Origin of the sequence: uncultured Fibrobacter sp. (genome assembly GCF_937877005.1) — a bacterium.
Lineage (GTDB): Bacteria > Fibrobacterota > Fibrobacteria > Fibrobacterales > Fibrobacteraceae > Fibrobacter.
Window position 1 is genome coordinate 1 of record NZ_CALEFV010000081.1, and the last position, 18,942, is coordinate 18,942.

The 18,942-nt window shown below is 53.8% G+C and carries 16 protein-coding genes and 1 tRNA gene; 16 read left to right on the forward strand and 1 reads right to left on the reverse strand.

From position 1 onward, the window contains the following. Positions 1-67 precede the first annotated feature (67 nt). The 12 genes from rpmG to rpsG all read left to right on the forward strand — a co-directional run bounded on the left by rpmG (position 68) and on the right by rpsG (position 12,989). Entirely contained in the window at positions 68-220 is a 153-nt protein-coding gene (gene rpmG / locus Q0628_RS04390) for a 50S ribosomal protein L33 (RefSeq protein WP_072801172.1), read from the forward strand. A gap of 12 nt (positions 221-232) precedes the next feature. Further along, positions 233-305 (forward strand) — tRNA-Trp (locus tag Q0628_RS04395). Positions 306-324: 19 nt separating this feature from the next. Beyond that, positions 325-513: a preprotein translocase subunit SecE gene (gene secE / locus Q0628_RS04400; RefSeq protein WP_298768523.1), complete on the forward strand. Its 189-nt coding sequence runs from the start codon at positions 325-327 to the stop codon at positions 511-513. Between the two features lie 6 nt (positions 514-519). After that, complete coding sequence (gene nusG, locus Q0628_RS04405; protein ID WP_298768526.1) at positions 520-1,059, forward strand: transcription termination/antitermination protein NusG; 540 nt, start codon at positions 520-522, stop codon at positions 1,057-1,059. Between the two features lie 32 nt (positions 1,060-1,091). Further along, the gene (gene rplK, locus Q0628_RS04410; protein ID WP_298768528.1) at positions 1,092-1,517 is read left to right on the forward strand and encodes a 50S ribosomal protein L11; all 426 of its coding nucleotides are present in this window, start codon (positions 1,092-1,094) and stop codon (positions 1,515-1,517) included. A gap of 39 nt (positions 1,518-1,556) precedes the next feature. Then, positions 1,557-2,243 (forward strand): 50S ribosomal protein L1, encoded by a 687-nt coding sequence (gene rplA / locus Q0628_RS04415; RefSeq protein ID WP_298768532.1) that lies wholly within the window; start codon positions 1,557-1,559, stop codon positions 2,241-2,243. Positions 2,244-2,251: 8 nt separating this feature from the next. Next, positions 2,252-2,788, forward strand: a complete 537-nt coding sequence (rplJ, locus tag Q0628_RS04420) for a 50S ribosomal protein L10 (protein WP_072801177.1) — start codon at positions 2,252-2,254, stop codon at positions 2,786-2,788. Between the two features lie 51 nt (positions 2,789-2,839). Further along, positions 2,840-3,211, forward strand: a complete 372-nt coding sequence (gene rplL, locus Q0628_RS04425; protein WP_072980602.1) for a 50S ribosomal protein L7/L12 — start codon at positions 2,840-2,842, stop codon at positions 3,209-3,211. Positions 3,212-3,331: 120 nt separating this feature from the next. Then, positions 3,332-7,600 (forward strand): DNA-directed RNA polymerase subunit beta, encoded by a 4,269-nt coding sequence (gene rpoB / locus Q0628_RS04430; RefSeq protein WP_298768536.1) that lies wholly within the window; start codon positions 3,332-3,334, stop codon positions 7,598-7,600. 1 nt (position 7,601) lies between these two features. After that, complete coding sequence (gene rpoC, locus Q0628_RS04435; protein WP_298768537.1) at positions 7,602-12,047, forward strand: DNA-directed RNA polymerase subunit beta'; 4,446 nt, start codon at positions 7,602-7,604, stop codon at positions 12,045-12,047. 64 nt (positions 12,048-12,111) lie between these two features. After that, a complete protein-coding gene (gene rpsL, locus Q0628_RS04440) occupies positions 12,112-12,501 on the forward strand; it encodes a 30S ribosomal protein S12 (RefSeq protein ID WP_072980597.1) in 390 nt (129 codons plus the stop codon). Between the two features lie 11 nt (positions 12,502-12,512). Beyond that, positions 12,513-12,989: a 30S ribosomal protein S7 gene (gene rpsG, locus Q0628_RS04445; protein WP_298768539.1), complete on the forward strand. Its 477-nt coding sequence runs from the start codon at positions 12,513-12,515 to the stop codon at positions 12,987-12,989. A 130-nt stretch (positions 12,990-13,119) separates the two neighbouring features. Here the strand turns inward: rpsG and Q0628_RS04450 are convergent, their stop codons facing one another. Continuing rightward, entirely contained in the window at positions 13,120-14,277 is a 1,158-nt protein-coding gene (locus tag Q0628_RS04450) for a glycoside hydrolase family 26 protein (RefSeq protein WP_298768541.1), read from the reverse strand. A 131-nt stretch (positions 14,278-14,408) separates the two neighbouring features. Between Q0628_RS04450 and Q0628_RS04455 the strand changes: the two genes are divergently transcribed. The 4 genes from Q0628_RS04455 to Q0628_RS04470 all read left to right on the forward strand — a co-directional run. Then, a complete protein-coding gene (locus tag Q0628_RS04455) occupies positions 14,409-15,728 on the forward strand; it encodes a GntR family transcriptional regulator (protein ID WP_298768543.1) in 1,320 nt (439 codons plus the stop codon). A gap of 138 nt (positions 15,729-15,866) precedes the next feature. Next, the gene (eno, locus tag Q0628_RS04460) at positions 15,867-17,270 is read left to right on the forward strand and encodes a phosphopyruvate hydratase (protein WP_298768545.1); all 1,404 of its coding nucleotides are present in this window, start codon (positions 15,867-15,869) and stop codon (positions 17,268-17,270) included. Between the two features lie 111 nt (positions 17,271-17,381). Next, positions 17,382-17,825 (forward strand): very short patch repair endonuclease, encoded by a 444-nt coding sequence (locus Q0628_RS04465; RefSeq protein WP_298768547.1) that lies wholly within the window; start codon positions 17,382-17,384, stop codon positions 17,823-17,825. A gap of 183 nt (positions 17,826-18,008) precedes the next feature. Beyond that, positions 18,009-18,942: ABC transporter substrate-binding protein (locus Q0628_RS04470; RefSeq protein WP_298768549.1), on the forward strand; the 934-nt coding region annotated here is incomplete at its 3' end.

Below are 18,942 nucleotides of genomic sequence, written 5' to 3' on the forward strand. Positions count from 1 at the left end.
CCGCGAAGGTGGCCGTACCGTTGGCGCTGGCTCCGTAACCGAAATCATCAAGTAATCGGATAGTAAAATGCCTAGAGAACTCATCACGCTCGAATGCACCGAATGCAATCAGCGCAACTATGACTGCGACAAGAACAAGCGTCTTCACCCCTCCCGCGTGGAGTACAAGAAGTACTGCCCGTTCTGCCGCAAGCATACTGTTCACAAGGAAACCAAGTAAGGAAGTCCGAATAGGTCGGTAGCTCAATTGGTAGAGTCACGGTCTCCAAAACCGTTGGTTGGGGGTTCGAGTCCCTCCCGACCTGCTCACTTCCTGGAGTCATTATGCGCAAGATCCAGCAATACGTCAGGGAATCCATCGAAGAACTTAAGAAAGTTACTTGGCCTACTTGGGAAGAACTCAAGGGATCGACTCTCGTAGTGATGCTTTTCAGCGTCATTATGGGTCTCTATATTGCAGGACTTGACGTTGGTCTCTCTTGGATTGTTGACAAAATCATGGGAAGAGGTTAGACTGTTATGCTTTGGTATGCAATTCACACCTTTTCCGGTCAAGAAAACAACATTAAGAAACGCATCGAGCTGATGATTGAACGCGAAGGCGTTCAGGAAAAGTTCGGCAGGATTATCGTACCGACCCGCGAGGTGGTTTCCACCGTTCGCGGTCGTCGTCATGTATCCGTGCAGAACGCGATGCCTACTTACGTTTTCATAGAAATGGTGCTGGACGAGCTCACCCAGCATTTGGTGATGAACATTAATGGCGTCACCCATTTCTTGGGAATGACCCCCACCAAACGGGTGGCCGTTCCTCTTACACAGAGCGAGGTCGATCGTCTTCTTGGAGTTGATCCTGATAATTCTATGGAAGGCGAGATCCAAAATCCGTATACCATTGGCGAAAATGTCCGCATCAAGGAAGGTCCCTTCAAGGACTTTGTGGGCGTCGTAGACGAAATCATGGAAGACAAGACCAAGATCAAGGTCATGGTTACGGTCTTCGGTCGTTCTACGCCTGTCGAACTCTCCTACAACCAGGTTGAGTCCGCCGACGCTTAATAGAGTACGGTTTTTGCAACGGAGATAACACAGTGGCAAAGAAAATCACAGGTTATATTAAGCTCCAGATTCCCGCCGGCGCCGCTAATCCGGCTCCCCCGGTAGGTCCCGCCCTTGGTCAGAAGGGTGTGAACATCATGGAATTCTGCAAGCAGTTTAACGCTAAGACCCAGAACGACAAGGGCATGATTATCCCGGTCGTCATCACGGTCTACGCTGACAAGAGCTTTACCTTCATCACGAAGGTATCGCCGGTTCCGGCCCTCATCAAGAAGGCCGTCGGCATTGAAAGCGGCTCTGGCGAACCCAACCGTAAGAAAGTTGGTAAGATCACCAAGGCCCAGATCCAGGATATCGCCCAAAAGAAGATGCCGGATCTAAACACAATCGACCTCGAAGCCGCTATGCGCATGGTCGCGGGCACCGCTCGCTCCATGGGTGTTGAAGTGGTTGACTGAGGCAGGTAATTCACCGTTACGTATCTGACAGGAAACACCATGTTCAGAGGAAAAAAATACAAAAAGGTTGCCGAAAGCATCGACCGTAACAAGGCTTACGATCTTGCTGAAGCAATCGAAATCCTTAAAAAGTCCGAATTGAAGTTCGACCAGACGGTCGAAATCCACTTCAATCTCGGTGTGGACCCAAAACATTCCGACCAAGTGGTTCGTGGCACTGTTGTGCTGCCGCATGGTACCGGTCGTAAGGTCCGCGTCTTGGTTTTCTGCAAGGACAATAACCTTGAAGTTGCAAAGAACGCAGGCGCAGACTACGCTGGTGGTGCTGACTTGGTTCAGAAGATTCAGGAAGGCTGGCTGGACTTTGATTCCGTCGTTGCTACTCCCGACATGATGCCGGTGATTAGTAAGGTCGCTAAGGTCCTCGGTCCTCGCGGTTTGATGCCTTCTCCGAAGGCTGGCACGGTGACGGTTAACGTCGCTCAGACAGTCAAGGAACTCAAGGCTGGTAAGATTCAGTACCGCGTTGACAAGGGCGCCAACGTCCATGCCCCCGTAGGCAAGCTCTCCTTCGATGTCGCTCAGCTCGCTGAAAACGCTAAGGCTGTGATCGACTCCGTCGTGAAGAACAAGCCTCAATCTTCTAAGGGCACCTATATTAAGAGCCTTACGTTGTCCGCAACGATGGCTCCGGGCATCAAACTTGATATGGCACTGACGCGCTAGGAGATACCATGAAAGCTGTAGTTAAAAAACAACAGACCGTGGATTCGCTCGTCGAGTCCTTCAATGGCGCTACCGCCGTCTATCTGCTCAATTATCAAGGCATGACCGTAGAAAAGGACAATGCCCTTCGCAAGGCACTCGCCTCTAAGGGTGTGAAGTACCACGCTGTGAAGAACACTCTTCTCAAGCGCGTGCTCGCTGCTCTTAAGGTCGAAGGTCTCGACGATTTGCTGACCGGTGCAACTTCTGTGATGGTCGGCTTCGAAGAAGATCCGCTTCTGCCTGCTCGCGAAATTGAAGCATTCCACAAAGCAAACCCCGATTTCTTGGTTGCCAAGAGCGTGTACCTTGATGGCAAGGCGATGCCTGGCTCCGAAGTCGTGAACCTCTCCAAGATCCCGGATCGTAAGGGCATGATCGCTCAGATCGTCTCCATCGCTCTCGGACCTGGCTCCACGATCGCCGGTCAAATCAAGACACTCCAGGAAAAGCTGGAAAAAGAATCGGGCTCCGAAGCTGCTCCCGAAGCCGCTGCGGAAGCTTAACAACAAACCACAAACCAAAAAATTTAAACGGAATAATCGGAGAAACACATCATGGCAACTGATATCAAGGCACTGGGCGATCAAATCGTTGGTCTTACCCTTCTCGAAGCCAAGGCTTTGGCTGACTACCTTAAAGAAACCCACGGCATCGAAGCTGCTGCCGGTGGCGCCGTAGTTATGGCCGCCGCTGCTGCTGCCCCTGCTGAAGAAAAGACTGAATTCGACGTGATCCTCGTCGAATGCGGCGCTAAGAAGATGGACGTCCTCAAGGCCGTCCGTGCCATCACCGGTCTCGGCCTCAAGGAAGCCAAGGACCTGGTCGAAAAGGCCAACAGCGTGGTTAAGGAAGCAATGCCGAAGGCTGACGCTGAAAAGCTCAAGAAGGACCTGGAAGATCTCGGAGCAAAGGTCGCTCTGAAGTAATGCTTTCACTTCATTGACTATTATATGCCAATCGCCTGCACGCGAGTGCGGGCTTTTGGTGTATTAAGTTTTTTGCTATTTTTTAGATAAAAAAGCTCTTCACCGGATGAGGTATTTCAAATGACGACGGAGCGAAAAAGCTATTCCTCCAACAAGTTCCAGCTGGAACTCCCGTACCTGATCGAAGTCCAGAAGGCTTCGTACGAGCAATTCCTTCAGAAGGATATCCCGCAAGAGAAACGTCTTAAGGTTGGGCTGGAACGCGTGTTCCAGGATATTTTCCCCATTACTGACGTCAAGGGTCTCTACTCCCTGAATTACGAAGGTTACTATTTCGGAATCCCGAAATACAGCATCCCTGAATGCCGTGAGCGTGGACTCACGTATTCCATGGAGCTTTACGCCACCCTTTCCCTTCAGATTTTCGAGGAAGATGGCGAAGACCGCAAGCTTAAGGAAGAAGTCAAGAACGACGTCCTTATTTGCGAACTCCCGATCATGACTGAAAACGGAACGTTCATCGTCAATGGCGCTGAACGCGTTGTCGTTTCCCAGTTGCATCGTTCTTACGGTATCAGCTTTGACGAAGAACTCCAGCCCAACGGCCGCTCTGACTACAAGAGCCGCATTATTCCGCACCGCGGCGCCTGGGTGGAATTCAATACCGAAGGCGACACCCTTTACCTCATCATCGACCGCAAGAAGAAGCTCGCCGCGACGACTATGCTCCGCTGCATCGGCTTCGAAACGACTCAGGACATCCTCAAGCTGTTCTACAAGAAGACCGAGGAAGTCTCGGTTGCCGAACTGTCCGAACAGTACGACGAAAACGGCGTCTGCGTCCTGATCGACCGCATCATTTTTGAAGACATCATCGACTCCAGCACGGGCGAAGTGATTCTCGAGGCTAACACCGTCATCGACGACAAGAAGCTCGAACGCCTCCGTGAAAACAATGTCGACAATATCGTCCTCCTTTCCAAGGAAGAGGACAATCTGCTCATTCACTACACTCTTGCCGCTGACAAGTCCAGGTCCCGCGAAGATGCCCTCAAGGCTATCTACTCCGTGACTCACCAGCAGCAGGACGAAGCTCCGGACATGCGCACTGCCGAACTCTATTTCGACAGCCAGTTCATTTCCGATCCGCACAAGTACGATCTCGGCGAAGTGGGCCGTTACCGTCTGAACGCCAAGATTTACAAGAAGGAAATTCTTGAAGTCCTGAGCAGCCTCGGTCCGGAGTTCAAGGTCCCGTCCCTCACCGACATGACGATGAGCAAGGCGGACTTCCTCGCCATCATCGAATACATGGTCGGCCTCTACAGCGATACCGAAGGCTACAGCCTCGACGATATCGACCATTTGGGCAACCGTCGTACCCGTTCCGTCGGCGAACTTCTCGCAAACCAGATTTCCGTTGGCCTTTCCCGTATGTCCCGCGTCATCCGCGAAAACTTGACGCTGCACGGCGAAGATGAACAGACGACTCCGCGCGAACTCGTGAACACCCGTATGGTGAGCTCCGTGGTTCAGGCGTTCTTCGGTTCCAGCCAGCTGTCCCAGTTCATGGACCAGATGAACCCGCTTTCTGAACTGACTCACAAGCGTCGTCTCTCCGCTCTCGGTCCCGGTGGTCTTTCCCGCGAACGCGCAGGCTTCGAGGTCCGTGACGTTCACTACACGCACTATGGCCGCCTCTGCCCGATCGAGACTCCGGAAGGCCCGAACATCGGTCTTATCAACTCCCTCGCCTCCTTCGCCGTGGTGAACCACTTCGGCTTCATCGAGACTCCGTACCGTATCGTTGGCCTCATCGATTTCAAGGATGCCAAGGGCAATATCGTGAAGGTTCCCGAAAGCAAGTGGCATTTCGGTATCTTCAAGGCTTTCGTGCACGATCCGCACCTTTTCCTGGAACTTGAACTTTCCAAGAAGCAGATCGACTTCGTCCGCATGAACCTCGATGCGAAGCAGCGCGAACTGTTCGAAGGCTTCGTGAACAAGGTGTTTGCGTTCAAGGACGCCGAAGGCAACGTAACTTATTCTCGTAACGGTTTCACTGTCGAAAACTTCAGTGGCAAGGCCGATTATGAACAGGTGGGCACTGTGGTCGAACAGATCGTTTCCGACTACATCACCTTCCTCACCGCCGACGAAGAAGACGCATTCAGGGTTGCTCCTGCCTCTACCGAACTCACCGAAGACAACCGCTTCAAGGGTGACATGGACGGCTACGTGATCGTCCGCGACAAGAGCGAATACCCGCACCTCATGCGCCAGGACAGCTTCGCTCTCGATGACACCGAAACCGAACGCATCGACCTCATGGACGTGGCCCCGATGCAGATCGTGTCTGTGGCCGCTGGTCTTATCCCGTTCCTCGAACACGATGACGCTAACCGTGCATTGATGGGTTCCAACATGCAGCGCCAGGCGGTGCCTCTGCTCCGCGCCGAAGCTCCGATCGTGGGTACGGGTCTCGAACGCCGCGCCGCTCTCGACTCGGGTACGGTCGTCCGCGCCAAGCACGACGGTAAGGTGACCTTCGTCGACGCCCGCAACATCACTGTGCAGCGTGGCAACATGGTGGACGGCAACTTCGTGCCGCTTACCGGCCTCGGCGAAGATTTTGAATTCCTTGGCAAGGATCCGATTGACGAATACGTTCTGCGTAAGTTCGAACGTTCCAACCAGGATTCCTGCATCAACCAGAAGCCTATCGTGGACGTGGGCGACTTCGTCAAGGCCGGCGACGTGCTCGCTGACGGCGTGTCTACCGACCACGGTGAACTCGCTCTTGGTAAGAACATTTTGATCGGTTTCCTTCCCTGGAACGGTTACAACTACGAAGACGCCGTCATCATTTCCGAAGAGCTCGCCATCAAGGATGCGTTTACTTCTATCCATATCGAAGAATACGAAATGGAAGTCCGCGATACCAAGCGCGGCCCCGAAGAACTCACCCGTGAAATTCCGAACGTTGGCGAAGACGCTCTCCGCAACCTCGACGAAAACGGCGTGATCCGCGTCGGTGCGGAAGTTTCCGCCGACGATATCCTCGTGGGCAAGGTGACGCCGAAGGGCGAAACTGAACTTTCTCCGGAAGAACGCCTGCTCCGCGCCATCTTCGGCGAAAAGGCCGGCGATGTCCGCGACTCCTCGCTCAAGGCTCCTCCGGGAATGAAGGGCGTGGTGCTTGAAACCCGTATCTTCAGCAAGAAGGACAAGGCCGACAAGAACAGCAAGGAGAAGGATCAGGAAACCATCAACGAAATCCGCGAAAACTTCCAGAAGCAGATCGACAAGATCAAGACCGCCTGTTCCGAACACTTGTTCGAACTTCTCGGTGGCAAGGCTGCTGGCAAGGTGATGGATAACGAAACTCATGAACTTCTCATCCGTGAAGGTCAGACTTACACCGAACAGAACCTCGCCACCATCGACGTGACTAAGGTCTCTCCGGCATCCGTCTTCGTTGTCGACGACGAAGAACTCCAGGACAAGGTGCTCGCGCTCGTGCTCGTTGCCCGCGACAACCTGGATACGCTGACCCGCACCATGGAAAAGGAAATCGACAAGGTCACTAAGGGCGACGAACTGAAGCCCGGCGTGCTCAAGAGCGTCAAGGTGTATATCGCCAAGAAGCGTTGCCTCTCGATCGGTGACAAGATGGCCGGTCGTCACGGTAACAAGGGCGTCGTCTCGAAGATCGTTCCTGTCGAAGATATGCCGTTTACCGAAGACGGACGTCCCCTGCAGATTCTTCTGAACCCGCTGGGCGTGCCTTCTCGTATGAACATCGGTCAGGTGCTTGAAGTTCACCTCGGCTGGGCTGCCAAGACGCTCGGCTTCAAGGTGACGACTCCCGTGTTCGACGGTGCCAAGTTCGAGGATATCTGCAAGGAACTCGAAAAGGCTTACCAGAAGAACCCGATCGTGAACTATGAAATGGATCCGGAAAACAACAAGATTATCGGTAAGGCCAAGCTCTATGACGGCCGTACCGGTGAAGCCTTCTTGAACCCGGTCACAATCGGTTACATGTACTACCTCAAGCTCGGTCACTTGGTGGACGACAAGATTCACGCCCGTTCTATCGGTAGCTACGCGCTTGTGACGCAGCAGCCTCTCGGCGGTAAGAGCCAGTTCGGTGGCCAGCGCTTCGGTGAAATGGAAGTGTGGGCCATGGAAGCTTACGGCGCCGCTTACACGCTGCAGGAACTCCTCACCGTCAAGTCTGACGACGTGCAGGGCCGTTCCAAGGTGTACGACGCTATCGTGCACGGTCAGAACACTCCGAAGCCGGGTGTTCCTGAATCCTTCAACGTTATGATCCGCGAAGTTCGTTCTTTGGGTCTCAATATTCAGACCAATGGAGATAAGTAATATGGTCGAAGAAATTGAACGCGACAATTCTGGCGATATTTCGATCCACCTGGCTGCTCCGGACATGATCCGTAGCTGGTCCCATGGTGAAGTGACCAAGCCCGAAACCATCAACTACCGCTCCTTCAAGCCCGAGAAGGATGGTCTTTTCTGCGAAAAGATCTTCGGACCGGTCAAGAACTGGGAATGCAACTGCGGTAAGTTCAAGCGCATCCGCTACAAGGGCGTGGTGTGCGACCGTTGCGGCGTTGAAGTGACTCACTCCAACGTGCGCCGCAAGTACATGGGCCATATCGAACTTGCCATTCCTCTGACCCACACCTGGTTCGTCCGTAACCAGCCGTGCGTCATTGGCGCTCTGTTGAACCTTTCCACCAAGGATCTCGACAACATTATCTATTACGAAAAGTATGTTGTGATCGATCCGGGTGACGCTGACCTCGAACCGAATGCCTTGATCGATGAAGCCCAGTACCAGGACCTCACCAACGAAGGCCGTACGTTCGACGCCAAGATGGGTGCCTCCGCTATCAAGCAACTGCTTGACCGCGTGGACCTCACCGCCCTTTCTGCAGAACTCCGCACTCAGGCTATGTCCAAGTCCAAGACCAAGCAGGAAGACGCCCTCAAGCGCCTCAAGGTCGTGGATGCCTTCCTCAAGTCCCAGCGTGACAGCTTCCGCGAGTACTACGTCAATCCGGCCAAGGCTCAGAAACAGGATGCTCAGCAGCCCTGGTTGCGCGGCCTTGCCGAAGCAGTCGCCGAATTCAAGGCTGACTACGAATCCAAGCACGACAACTTTGTCGTTGCCGATGCTTACGAAGAATTCCTCAAGAAGTATCCGACCGAAGCCCGCCTGCTCGCGAACCAGCCGTCCTGGATGATTCTCGACGTGCTTCCGGTGATTCCGCCTGATCTTCGTCCTCTCGTTCCGCTCGAAGGCGGCCGCTTTGCCACTTCCGACTTGAACGAACTCTATCGCCGTGTCATCAACCGCAACAACCGCTTGAAGAAGTTGATCGACATCCGTGCCCCTAACGTTATTTTGTGCAACGAAAAGCGCATGCTGCAGGAAGCCGTGGACCAGCTGTTCGACAGCGGTCGCCGCAGTGCCCGTGCAGGTGGCGCTCGCCCGATGAAGAGCCTCGCTGAACTCCTCAAGGGCAAGCAGGGTCGTTTCCGTATGAACCTGCTCGGTAAGCGCGTGGACTACTCCGGCCGTTCCGTCATCGTGGTGGGCCCGGAACTGAAGATGCACCAGTGCGGTCTTCCCAAGCGCATGGCTCTTGAACTGTACAAGCCGTTCATCATCCATCGTCTTGAAGAACAGTCCATCGTTTACACGCTCAAGTCCGCTAAGAAGTACGTCGACGCCGAACGTCCGGAAGTCTGGGATATCCTCGAAGAGATCATCGAGGACCACCCGGTCATGCTGAACCGTGCCCCGACGCTTCACCGCTTGGGTATTCAGGCCTTCTACCCGCGCCTGATCGAAGGTAACGCAATCCGCCTGCATCCGCTCGTCTGTACTGCATTCAACGCAGACTTCGACGGTGACCAGATGGCCTGCCACCTTCCGCTCTCCTTTGAAACCCAGCTGGAATGCCGCGTGCTTATGCTGTCGTCGAACAACATTCTGCACCCCGCTTCCGGTCAGCCGATTGCCGTGCCCGGTCAGGACATCGTGCTCGGCCTGTACTACTTGACCAAGCCGCGTCCGGCCCGCAAGGGTGAAGGCATGCACTTCTTCGACTCTGCCGAAGCCGTGCGCGCTTACGAAAACGGCGTCGTCGATCTGAACGCCAACGTGTACCTGAAGCTCAAGGCCGGTCAGAAGATTTACATGGGCGCCCTCGAACGTGACGCCGTGTGCCTCCGCGAATCTGCCGACGACAACGGCAACATGGAAGTTTCCGTCAAGGCTGGCGAAAAGATCAAGTTCCTTACCCTTACGGAAGACAACGTGATCAAGACGACCATCGGTCGTATCATCTTCAACGAATTCGTTCCCAAGGAACTGGGCTACGCCAACGAAACCTTCGGCAAGAAGGTGATTGCGAAGTCCATCGACGACCTGTACCGCCGCACCGGTAACCGCGTGACCGTGGATTACCTGGATGACCTGAAGGCCAACGGTTACAAGTGGGCTACCCGCGCCGGATCTTCCGTGGCTATCGCCGAAATGGTGATTCCGAAGGAAAAGCAGGAAATGCTCGACAAGGCTGCCGAACAGGTTTCCCGCATCCGCAGTCTTTACGAAGATGGTGTGATTACCGACGGTGAACGTTATAACCAGACCATTGACGTGTGGTCCAAGACGACCTCCGAAGTTGCTGCCAAGCAGTGGGACTTGCTCTCCAGCGACCGCGACGGCTTCAACCCGGTTTACATGATGGCCGACTCCGGTGCTCGTGGTAGCCGCGAACAGATTAAGCAGCTTTCCGGTATGCGTGGTCTGATGCAGAAGCCGATCAAGCAGCTCGGTGGTCAGGAAGTTATTGAAAACCCGATTAAGTCCTGCTTCCGTGAAGGTCTGAACGTGATGGAATACTTCATCTCGTCTCACGGTGCTCGTAAGGGTTTGGCAGATACCGCTCTTAAGACGGCTGACGCTGGTTACTTGACTCGTCGTCTCGTGGACGTGGGCCAGGATCTCGTGATTACCGAAGAAGACTGCGGTACTACCGAAGGCATCGAAGTTTCCGCATTCAAGGATGGCGATGATACCGTGATCGCTCTCGAAGAGCGTCTCCTCGGTCGTGCCCCTGTCGATGACATCAAGCACCCGGTGACGGGCGAAGTCATCGTGAAGGCGGGCGAACTCGTGACCGAACGCGATCTTCCGAAGATTAGCGCCACGGGTCTCGAACACATCAAGATGCGTTCCGTGCTTACCTGTAATTCCAAGAACGGCGTTTGCTCCAAGTGCTACGGCCGTATGCTTGCTTCTGGTCGTCCGGTCGACCTCGGCGAAGCTGTGGGCGTGCTCGCAGCCCAGTCCATCGGCGAACCGGGTACGCAGCTTACCCTCCGTACCTTCCACATCGGTGGTGCTTCTTCTCGTCTTACTGTCGAAAGCGACAAGAAGGCAACCGTCGACGGCCACATCGAACTCGAACAGGTTGAAACCGTCGAGCACGAAGGCCAGAAGGTCGTTACCAGCCGCATGGCTGAACTCGTTATCTTTGACAAGACCGGCATCAATAAGGGTCGTTACCAGATTCCGTACGGCTCTATCCTCCATGTCGAAAACGGCGCTGCCGTTACGGCTGGTCAGGTGATGTTCGAATGGGATCCGTATAACAGCCCGATTATCAGTAATGTTTCTGGTAAGGTTGTTCTTACGGATATGGTTGAAAACCGCACCTACCGTTCCGAAACTGACGAAGTGACGGGCGTGGAAACCTGGACCGTGATTAGCGACAAGCAGCACGGCAAGAAGGACCTCCACCCGGCAGTTACCATCGTTGATTCTTCTAACACGAAGATCGGTAACTACATGCTTCCGGACGGCGCTATCCTTACCGTTAAGGCTGGCGAAATGGTGAGCCTCGGTCAGACTGTTGCAAAGCTTCCGCGCGCTGCCGGTAAGACCCGCGATATTACGGGCGGTCTTCCGCGCGTGGCAGAACTCTTCGAAGCTCGCGTTCCGAAGAACAAGGCATTCATCGCCCCGATCGACGGTCTCGTCGAAAAGGTCGAAGAAGTCCGCAACAATCAGGTTGTTTACATTAAGATGGATGACCAGGAAGAGAAAGTGCTGGTTCCCCGCGGCGTCCATCTGGCGGTCAACGAAGGTGACCGTGTCCGTGCTGGTCAGAAGATCAGCGAAGGCAGCGTGGATCCCCACGATATCCTCGACGTCCTTGGCCCCGAAGAGGTCCAGCGTCACTTGGTGAACGAAATCCAGGCGGTGTACCGCCTGCAGGGTGTGGCTATCGCAGATAAGCACATCGAATGTATCGTCCGCCAGATGATGCGCAAGGTGAAGATCAAGGATTCCGGAGACTCCGAACTGCTTCCGGGCGAAGAAATTTCCAAGGCCCGTCTCCGCGCAGAGAACGACCGTTTGATCGCTCTCGGCAAGACTCCGGCGACCTTCACGCCGATGCTCCTTGGTATCACGAAGGCTTCCCTCGCGACAGACAGCTTCATCTCTGCCTGCTCGTTCCAGGAAACCACCAAGATCCTTACCCGCGCTTCCATCGAAGGTAGCGTGGACCCGCTCCTGGGTCTTAAGGAAAACGTGATTATGGGTCGTCTTATCCCGTGCGGTACCGGCGCACGCCACCTGAGGAACGTCCAGGTGGTGGATGCTGATGCCGATCTGGATGCCGCGGCTCGGCCTATGGGTCTTCAGGGTGAATTCACGGAATCCGATGACAACGGAATCCAGATGCTGGACAACGAAATCGGTATTTCTGACGAAGATGATTCGGAGAATTAACCCCAAGACTTGAAAAATTTGGAAAAAGAACTATATTTGCACTCCAAAATCTAGGAGATTAACAGTGCCAACTATTCAACAGCTCGTCCGCAACGGACGCGAACAGATCAGCAACAAGACCGCTTCCGTGGCCTTGAAGTCCTGCCCCCAGAAGCGCGGCGTTTGCACCCGCGTGTACACCAGCACCCCGAAGAAGCCGAACTCCGCTCTTCGTAAGATCGCCCGTGTGCGTCTTTCCAACAAGATGGAAGTGACCGCCTACATTCCGGGTGAAGGTCACAACCTCCAGGAACACTCCATCGTGCTCATCCGCGGTGGTCGTGTGAAGGATGTTCCGGGTGTTCGCTACCACATCATCCGTGGTACCCTGGATACTCAGGCTGTGAACGGTCGCCAGAACGGCCGCTCCAAGTACGGTGTTAAGAAGAAAGGTGCCGCTCCGGCCAAGAAGTAAGGAAGTAGAATATGTCTAGAAGAAGAAAGGCTCTCCATCGCTCCATCCTCCCGGATCCGCGTTACAAGTCCACTCTCGTTACCGAACTCGTCGGTGTCGTGCTGAAGCAGGGCAAGAAGACCATCGCTGAACAGATCGTCTACACTGCTCTCGAAATGCTCGGCCAGAAGCTCGAAGGTCCGGAATCTCCGCTCGAAAAGTTCGAAATCTGCCTCGAAAACATCAAGCCGCGTCTTGAAGTGAAGTCCCGCCGTATCGGTGGTGCCAACTACCAGGTTCCTATGGAAGTTGCACCGGACCGCGCCAAGGCTCTCGCTCTTCGCTGGCTCCTCGATGCCGCCCGTAGCCGTAACGAAGCCAACATGGCTGACCGCCTTGCTGCCGAACTCGTTGCTGCCAAGAACGGCGAAGGCAACGCTGTCCGCAAGAAGAACGACACGCACAAGATGGCCGAAGCCAACAAGGCTTTCGCCCATTTCCGTTTCTAATTCTTGCATTAGCACGGAATTATCCTAGAGGGAAGGCTCGCTTCAAAAGCGAGCCTTTTCTGTTTTTTAAGACAAAAGGTCCCGAAAGGGAATCCTTTCGGGACTAGGGTTGTTTGGGTTGGATTGATGATTATTGTTTAATTGAAAGCCTGTAGATGCTCCGCGTGCTTGTCTCGGGAACTTCGATGGCGTGTACGCCCGGGGTAAAGTGCTGTACGGCGCTCTGCCACAAAATGCGGCCCTGGTAGTCGAACTGCACGACGCTAGCATTTAGCGCTTTGTCGGTTTGCATGTAGAGCTTGCCGTCTTGCAGGCGAAAGGAGCTGTTTGTGGCCCTCCCGGTCGGCTTGATGCCTGTGTTGCCATTGTCGGGATTTGCGGCCTTCATTTTTGCGATGCCAGCCTTCCAGGCATCAACGGCCTCCTGCGAGGTATTGAGTGCCCAGTCGCCTTCGTTATCTTCCTTGCTTTGGCTGAACCACATTACCGCGAATACGCGGGAGAAGTCTGTAACGAAATGTTCGAACATGTCGGTGATCCATTCGGCCTTGTTTCCGCCCAGTTCGGAACTGGAGATCTCGGCGATGAACAGCGGCTTGTCAATTTGGGCTAGCGCATCGTAGGCCTTCTTGAATACCTGTGAGAATGTCTGCCATCTGGACCAGCTCTGGCACTTGCCCCAGTTGTAGCCGTCGATAGAGATGTAGTCCACGTAATCGTCGCCGGGGTAGTTGCCCGTGAGCGTAGTTCCGCTCCCCTGGTTCGATGCGTTGGTGGTCCACACCCATTTTACGTTCTCGACGTTTTCTTCGCGGAAGATGTTCACGATGTGGCGGAAGGCTTCGGCCACGTTCTCGTCGGTGTTGCCGGCATCCTTTTTACCCACGCCCCAGTCGTACCAGTCGCCATTCGCTTCGTGGAGGGGCCTGAGCCAGATTTCTTCGCCGTAGTTCTTGACCCCTTTCGCATAGTCGCGGATGTAGGTATCGGCCTTGCCATCGACCAGGTCCTGCGCGTTGTAGCCGTTTGCCATCCAGGTGACTACCAGCGTGGAGCCGTTGTCCTTGGCGACGTTGGCGTACTCTTCGGTCGCATCCCAGTCGTTGATGTCGAAGAGCGCGAAGTAGCTGATGAGGTCGAGGTGCGTGCCCTGCAAATCCTGGAACGCCTGCACGTTTTCCCGTGTAGGTTGCGGGTACTGGCCGGGCCCACCGACCCAGGCGCCGACTTGGAATGCCATGGCCGCGACAGGTGCGATGCACATAGAGAGGAATAGTTTCTTGTTCATATAAACCCCGATTGGCGATAAATGCCGTTGATGTTGTTTTACATCTTAAAGATATGTTCGGACTTTGGTGAAATGGATTCGAATAGTTTATATTTGCGTTAAAGTGTATCAAGTGTTATGACGGAGGCACCATGACTGTCGATGAATTTTGCAAGTGGATAGAATCGTCCGGATTCAAGGACGGCGCAAGGCTTCCGTCAGTGCGCAAGGTGGCTGCGTCACTGGGAGCTTCGACCTTTACCATTTTCCAGGCGTACAAGCGCCTGGTAGAACAAGGGAAAATCTACGGAGAGCATGGTAATGGTTACTTTTGGGGCCAAAAGCCCGAAATCGTGGTAGACGCAGGCGAGCACGAGACTGAACGCCTGGAACGCCTGCTTTTGGAAGACTGGAAACTAGGCAAGATTTCGGCGGATAGTACACTGCCGTCGATAAAGGATTTATGCTCGGTTTACGGGACCACGTCGGGCTCCATGAGCCGAACTCTTGAAATGCTGCGTGAAAGGGGCGTGCTTGACCGCAAGGGCCGCGGGCGTTACTACTTCAAGAACACAAGGTCGGCATCGTCCAAATTAAAGGAAATCCTCTTGATCATGCGCTGCAACCCGAATGGGGATTTCAATTGCCTTGGCGAACGTGAACTAACGTTCATGCAGAAGGTGTATGCCGAGGCGCGCCGCAACAAACTTAAAGTCAAGGCGCTCGGGTACTATGAGAAAGAGGGAATTTTTTTAGATGCCGCCGGGCGGCGGGTCGAACTTGATGACTGTCGCGATTGCTTTGGTGCGGTCGTGTCGACAATGCTCGTGTTCAATGTCAAAAGGCTTTTTGCCGTGTTCGCCCGTACGCGGTTTCCGATATCGGTATGGTGGGAACACCCCTTGTACGACATTCCGCGAGCACTAAAGAAAGAAAAGCGCTACGCATTTTTCAACTTGGCCTTTGGCGATTTCCCGGGGCGCGCGGTGGGACATTTCTTGAAAGAAAAGGGAATGGAACGTGTCGCCTTTATTTCGCCTTACCACATGAGCATGTGGTCGAGGGACCGCCTGAAAGGACTCAAGAAGGTGGGGCTCGAGGTAATCGAAGCGACCGATGCCTCGCATGCGAGCCACTTCGATTTTATGCAGGAAAAAGGGTCGCACGAACTTTTCAGCCGTATTTTGCTTAAGCTGGTGAAAGAGATTCCGCCTGTAGATGCGTGGGTCGTGTCTAACGATAGGGTAGGGGTGGAAATTTTGTCGCTTGTGGAGCAGGACAAGCTCAAGCGCCCGCCTTACATGGTGTCTTTCGACAATTCCAACGACAGCTATCGCAACCGCCTGGATTCCTTTGAGTTCAGCCTCGATGCCCTTGCGGAACAGTCCGTGTTCCACTTGATTTCTCCTGGTGTTACTTTGTACAAAAAAGACGATTTCCGCGAGCTTTCGGGGCATGTGGTGGAAAAATGACGGTTTTTTCTGATAACCACTAATCACCAAATCTTCACATTTTTTTCTAACCTCTAACCACTAATCACTAACGGACTTCGTCCTACTTTTTTATATTTAAGGCACAAAAATTTTCACACTAAACCAAAAGGCAAAAAAATGGCTTCTAAAATTAAATCCGTTGTTGCCCGCCAGATTCTTGACTCTCGCGGCAATCCCTCTCTCGAAGTTGATGTTACCCTCGAAAACGGCGTGAAGGGTCACGCTGCTGTTCCGAGCGGCGCTTCTACCGGCGAACGCGAAGCTTGCGAACTCCGCGACGGCGACAAGAAGACCTACTGCGGCAAGGGCACGCTCACTGCTGTGAAGAATGTGAACACCAAGATTGCGAAGAAGATCATCGGCATGGATCCGGCCAAGCAGACCGAAGTTGACGACGCCATGATCGCTCTCGACGGCAACCGCATGCTCAAGAACAAGCTCGGTGCAAACGCTATCCTCGGCGTTTCCATGGCTGTTTGCTGCGCCGCTGCTAACGACGCCAAGATGCCTCTCTACCAGTACATCGCCAAGCTCCATGGCACCAAGAAGCTCACGCTCCCCTGCCCGATGTGCAACGTGATCAACGGCGGTGCTCACTCCTCCGCTCCGATCGACTTCCAGGAATTCATGATCGCTCCGGTTGGCGCAAAGACGTTCTCCAAGGGCCTCCAGATGGTCACCGAAATCTTCCACGCCCTCAAGGCTGTGCTGAAGAAGGCCGGCTTCGACACCACCGTTGGTGACGAAGGTGGCTTCGCTCCTGGCGTTTCTATCAAGCCCGCCAAGAACAAGTTCGGTTACGAAATCACTGGCGTGATGACCCTCGAAAAGGCTCTCGACGCTTTGAAGGCTGCAACCACCAATGCCGGTTACAAGTTCGGCACTGACATCAAGATCGCTCTTGACGTTGCTTCTTCTGAATTCTGCGACAAGAACACCAAGGCTGGCAAGCCGGAAACCTACACCTTCAAGAAGAGCACCAAGAAGACTGTCAAGTCTGCCGACATGGTGAAGCTCTACGAAAAGCTCATCGACAAGTACTCCATCTTCTCCATTGAAGACGGTCTCGACGAAGCTGACTGGGCTGGCTGGAAGGTCATGACCGACAAGCTCGGCGGCAAGATCAACCTCGTGGGTGACGACCTGTTCGTTACCAACCCGACCATCTTCGACGAAGGCATCAAGGCCGGTATCGCTAACGCCATCCTCATCAAGGTGAACCAGGTGGGTTCTGTGTCCGAAACTCTCGCCGCTATCAAGCGCGCTCAGAACGAAGGCTATGCTCCGATCGTTTCTCACCGCTCTGGCGAAACCGAAGACACCTTCATTGCTGACCTCGCCGTCGGTACCGCCGCTGGCCAGATCAAGACCGGTTCTCTCTCCCGTACGGACCGCGTTTGCAAGTACAACCGCCTCCTCCGCATCGAAGAAGAACTCGGCAAGGCTGCCGTGTACGCCGGTGACCCGCGCAAGGCTTGCAAGGCCCCTGCTAAGGCTTGCAAGAAGTGCTGCAAAAAGTAATTTCTTAAACCATTAGAATTACTAAGAGAAGCCGTCCCGATTGGGACGACTTCTTTTTTTAGTTTGTCCAGAATTTAGTAGTTTGCGGTTTAATATTTATATATTTTTTGCATGGCTAAATGTGGACGCAAGAAACATGTCCCGATGACGCGTTCGCAGATGATGCGTGCGGTCCATTCCGAGAATACTCGGCCCGAGCTGCTCGTGCGGCGTGCTCTTTTTGATGAGGGGTTTCGCTACAGGTTACACCGGCACGATTTACCCGGATCGCCGGATCTATTCGTGCTGAAATATGGTGTGGCTGTTTTCGTGAACGGATGCTTCTGGCATCGTCACGGTTGTAAGCTTTCGAGCAGTCCGAGAAGTAATGCGAGGTTTTGGGAGGACAAGTTTACGAACAACATTGTTCGCGACATGAAGACTTCCTGGAAACTTTCGCTGATGGGATATCGGGTGGCGACTGTCTGGGAATGTTCCCTAAGGAACGATTTTGCTCGGACCATGGAAAGGCTTGTTACCTTTTTGCGGAGCGATGAAGAGTCTATCGAGATTTAGCTTTTCAAATGTTTGTAAAATTTCGTAAACCTTGCCGTAGTGCGGTGTCGGTCAAGGTCTTATTAAGGTTCTTTTGTAAACACTATTTTCAAAAAAGCCACAAACAATTATTTTTTTTAAATCTATATTACGAAATGAATTTTTAATCACAAAAGCTTCTATAGCTTATAAAAGAGGACACAAATGATTGGATTGAAATCGATTGCCAGGACGGCGCTTGCGCTCTCGGCATCCGGTGCCATTCTTTCGGGGTGCGGTGATGCCGCATCGGAAGATGGACTGGCTGGCGGTGCTCTGCCTCGTCAGGAAACCCTTTACTTGTCTGGCCAGCAGACTTCTGCGCCTGGATCTTTCAACCCCTTGGCTGAAAGCTGGGCCGCTTCCTGGCCGGTGGGTGGACGCTTCAACCTGATGTACGAACCGCTCATCACTTACAACTCCCTGAATGGTCAGATTGAACCCCTTCTGGGCACGTTGGTCGAGGACCTCTCCAATAACGACTCTATCGTTGTGGACCTGAACCCCGCTGCCAAGTGGAGTGACGGCAAGCCGGTGACTTCCGTGGACATTACGTTCATGTTCCTGCGCGGTTCCATCAACTCGACCGAACAGATTTCCGCAATCCATATCGATACTCTGAATGGACCGGAAGGTCAGGTTACCGAACGTCTTTCTTTCATGGTCGCCAAGGACAAGCGCAACAACCCGCTGACGGTCCGCGACATGTTGCAGGCAACGCGTATTGCTCCGGCTCACATCTTCGAACCCTTGATCAAGGAAAAGGGGCTCGACGAAGTGAAGAAGATGCCGATGGATCAGAACCCCGTGGTTTCCGGTCCCTATGGTCTTCAGTCTGCCAACGAAACCAAGATTATCCTGAAGCGTCGTGACGACTACTGGGGCAATGAAGCTCTCCATAACGGTCAGCTCCCGGCTCCGAAGTACATTGTTCACCCGATTTACAAGAACAATGAACATAACACCATCGCCATGCGCGAAGGCAACCTCGACGCCTCCCAGAGCTTCATTCCGCGTATTCAGCGTAAGGCTTCTGCCGGCGTCCACACCTGGTGGAACGAACCGCCTTACTTCCGTCCGGGCGCAATGCCCATGCTCG

Bases quoted from the DNA above. Each gene is read 5' to 3' on its own strand.
- rpmG (WP_072801172.1), top strand. From the start codon at position 68: ATGCCTAGAGAACTCATCACGCTCGAATGCACCGAATGCAATCAGCGC.
- secE (WP_298768523.1), top strand. From the start codon at position 325: ATGCGCAAGATCCAGCAATACGTCAGGGAATCCATCGAAGAACTTAAG.
- nusG (WP_298768526.1), top strand. From the start codon at position 520: ATGCTTTGGTATGCAATTCACACCTTTTCCGGTCAAGAAAACAACATT.
- rplA (WP_298768532.1), top strand. From the start codon at position 1,557: ATGTTCAGAGGAAAAAAATACAAAAAGGTTGCCGAAAGCATCGACCGT.
- rplJ (WP_072801177.1), top strand. From the start codon at position 2,252: ATGAAAGCTGTAGTTAAAAAACAACAGACCGTGGATTCGCTCGTCGAG.
- rplL (WP_072980602.1), top strand. From the start codon at position 2,840: ATGGCAACTGATATCAAGGCACTGGGCGATCAAATCGTTGGTCTTACC.
- rpoB (WP_298768536.1), top strand. From the start codon at position 3,332: ATGACGACGGAGCGAAAAAGCTATTCCTCCAACAAGTTCCAGCTGGAA.
- rpoC (WP_298768537.1), top strand. From the start codon at position 7,602: ATGGTCGAAGAAATTGAACGCGACAATTCTGGCGATATTTCGATCCAC.
- rpsG (WP_298768539.1), top strand. From the start codon at position 12,513: ATGTCTAGAAGAAGAAAGGCTCTCCATCGCTCCATCCTCCCGGATCCG.
- Q0628_RS04450 (WP_298768541.1), bottom strand. From the start codon at position 14,277: ATGAACAAGAAACTATTCCTCTCTATGTGCATCGCACCTGTCGCGGCC.
- Q0628_RS04455 (WP_298768543.1), top strand. From the start codon at position 14,409: ATGACTGTCGATGAATTTTGCAAGTGGATAGAATCGTCCGGATTCAAG.
- eno (WP_298768545.1), top strand. From the start codon at position 15,867: ATGGCTTCTAAAATTAAATCCGTTGTTGCCCGCCAGATTCTTGACTCT.
- Q0628_RS04465 (WP_298768547.1), top strand. From the start codon at position 17,382: ATGGCTAAATGTGGACGCAAGAAACATGTCCCGATGACGCGTTCGCAG.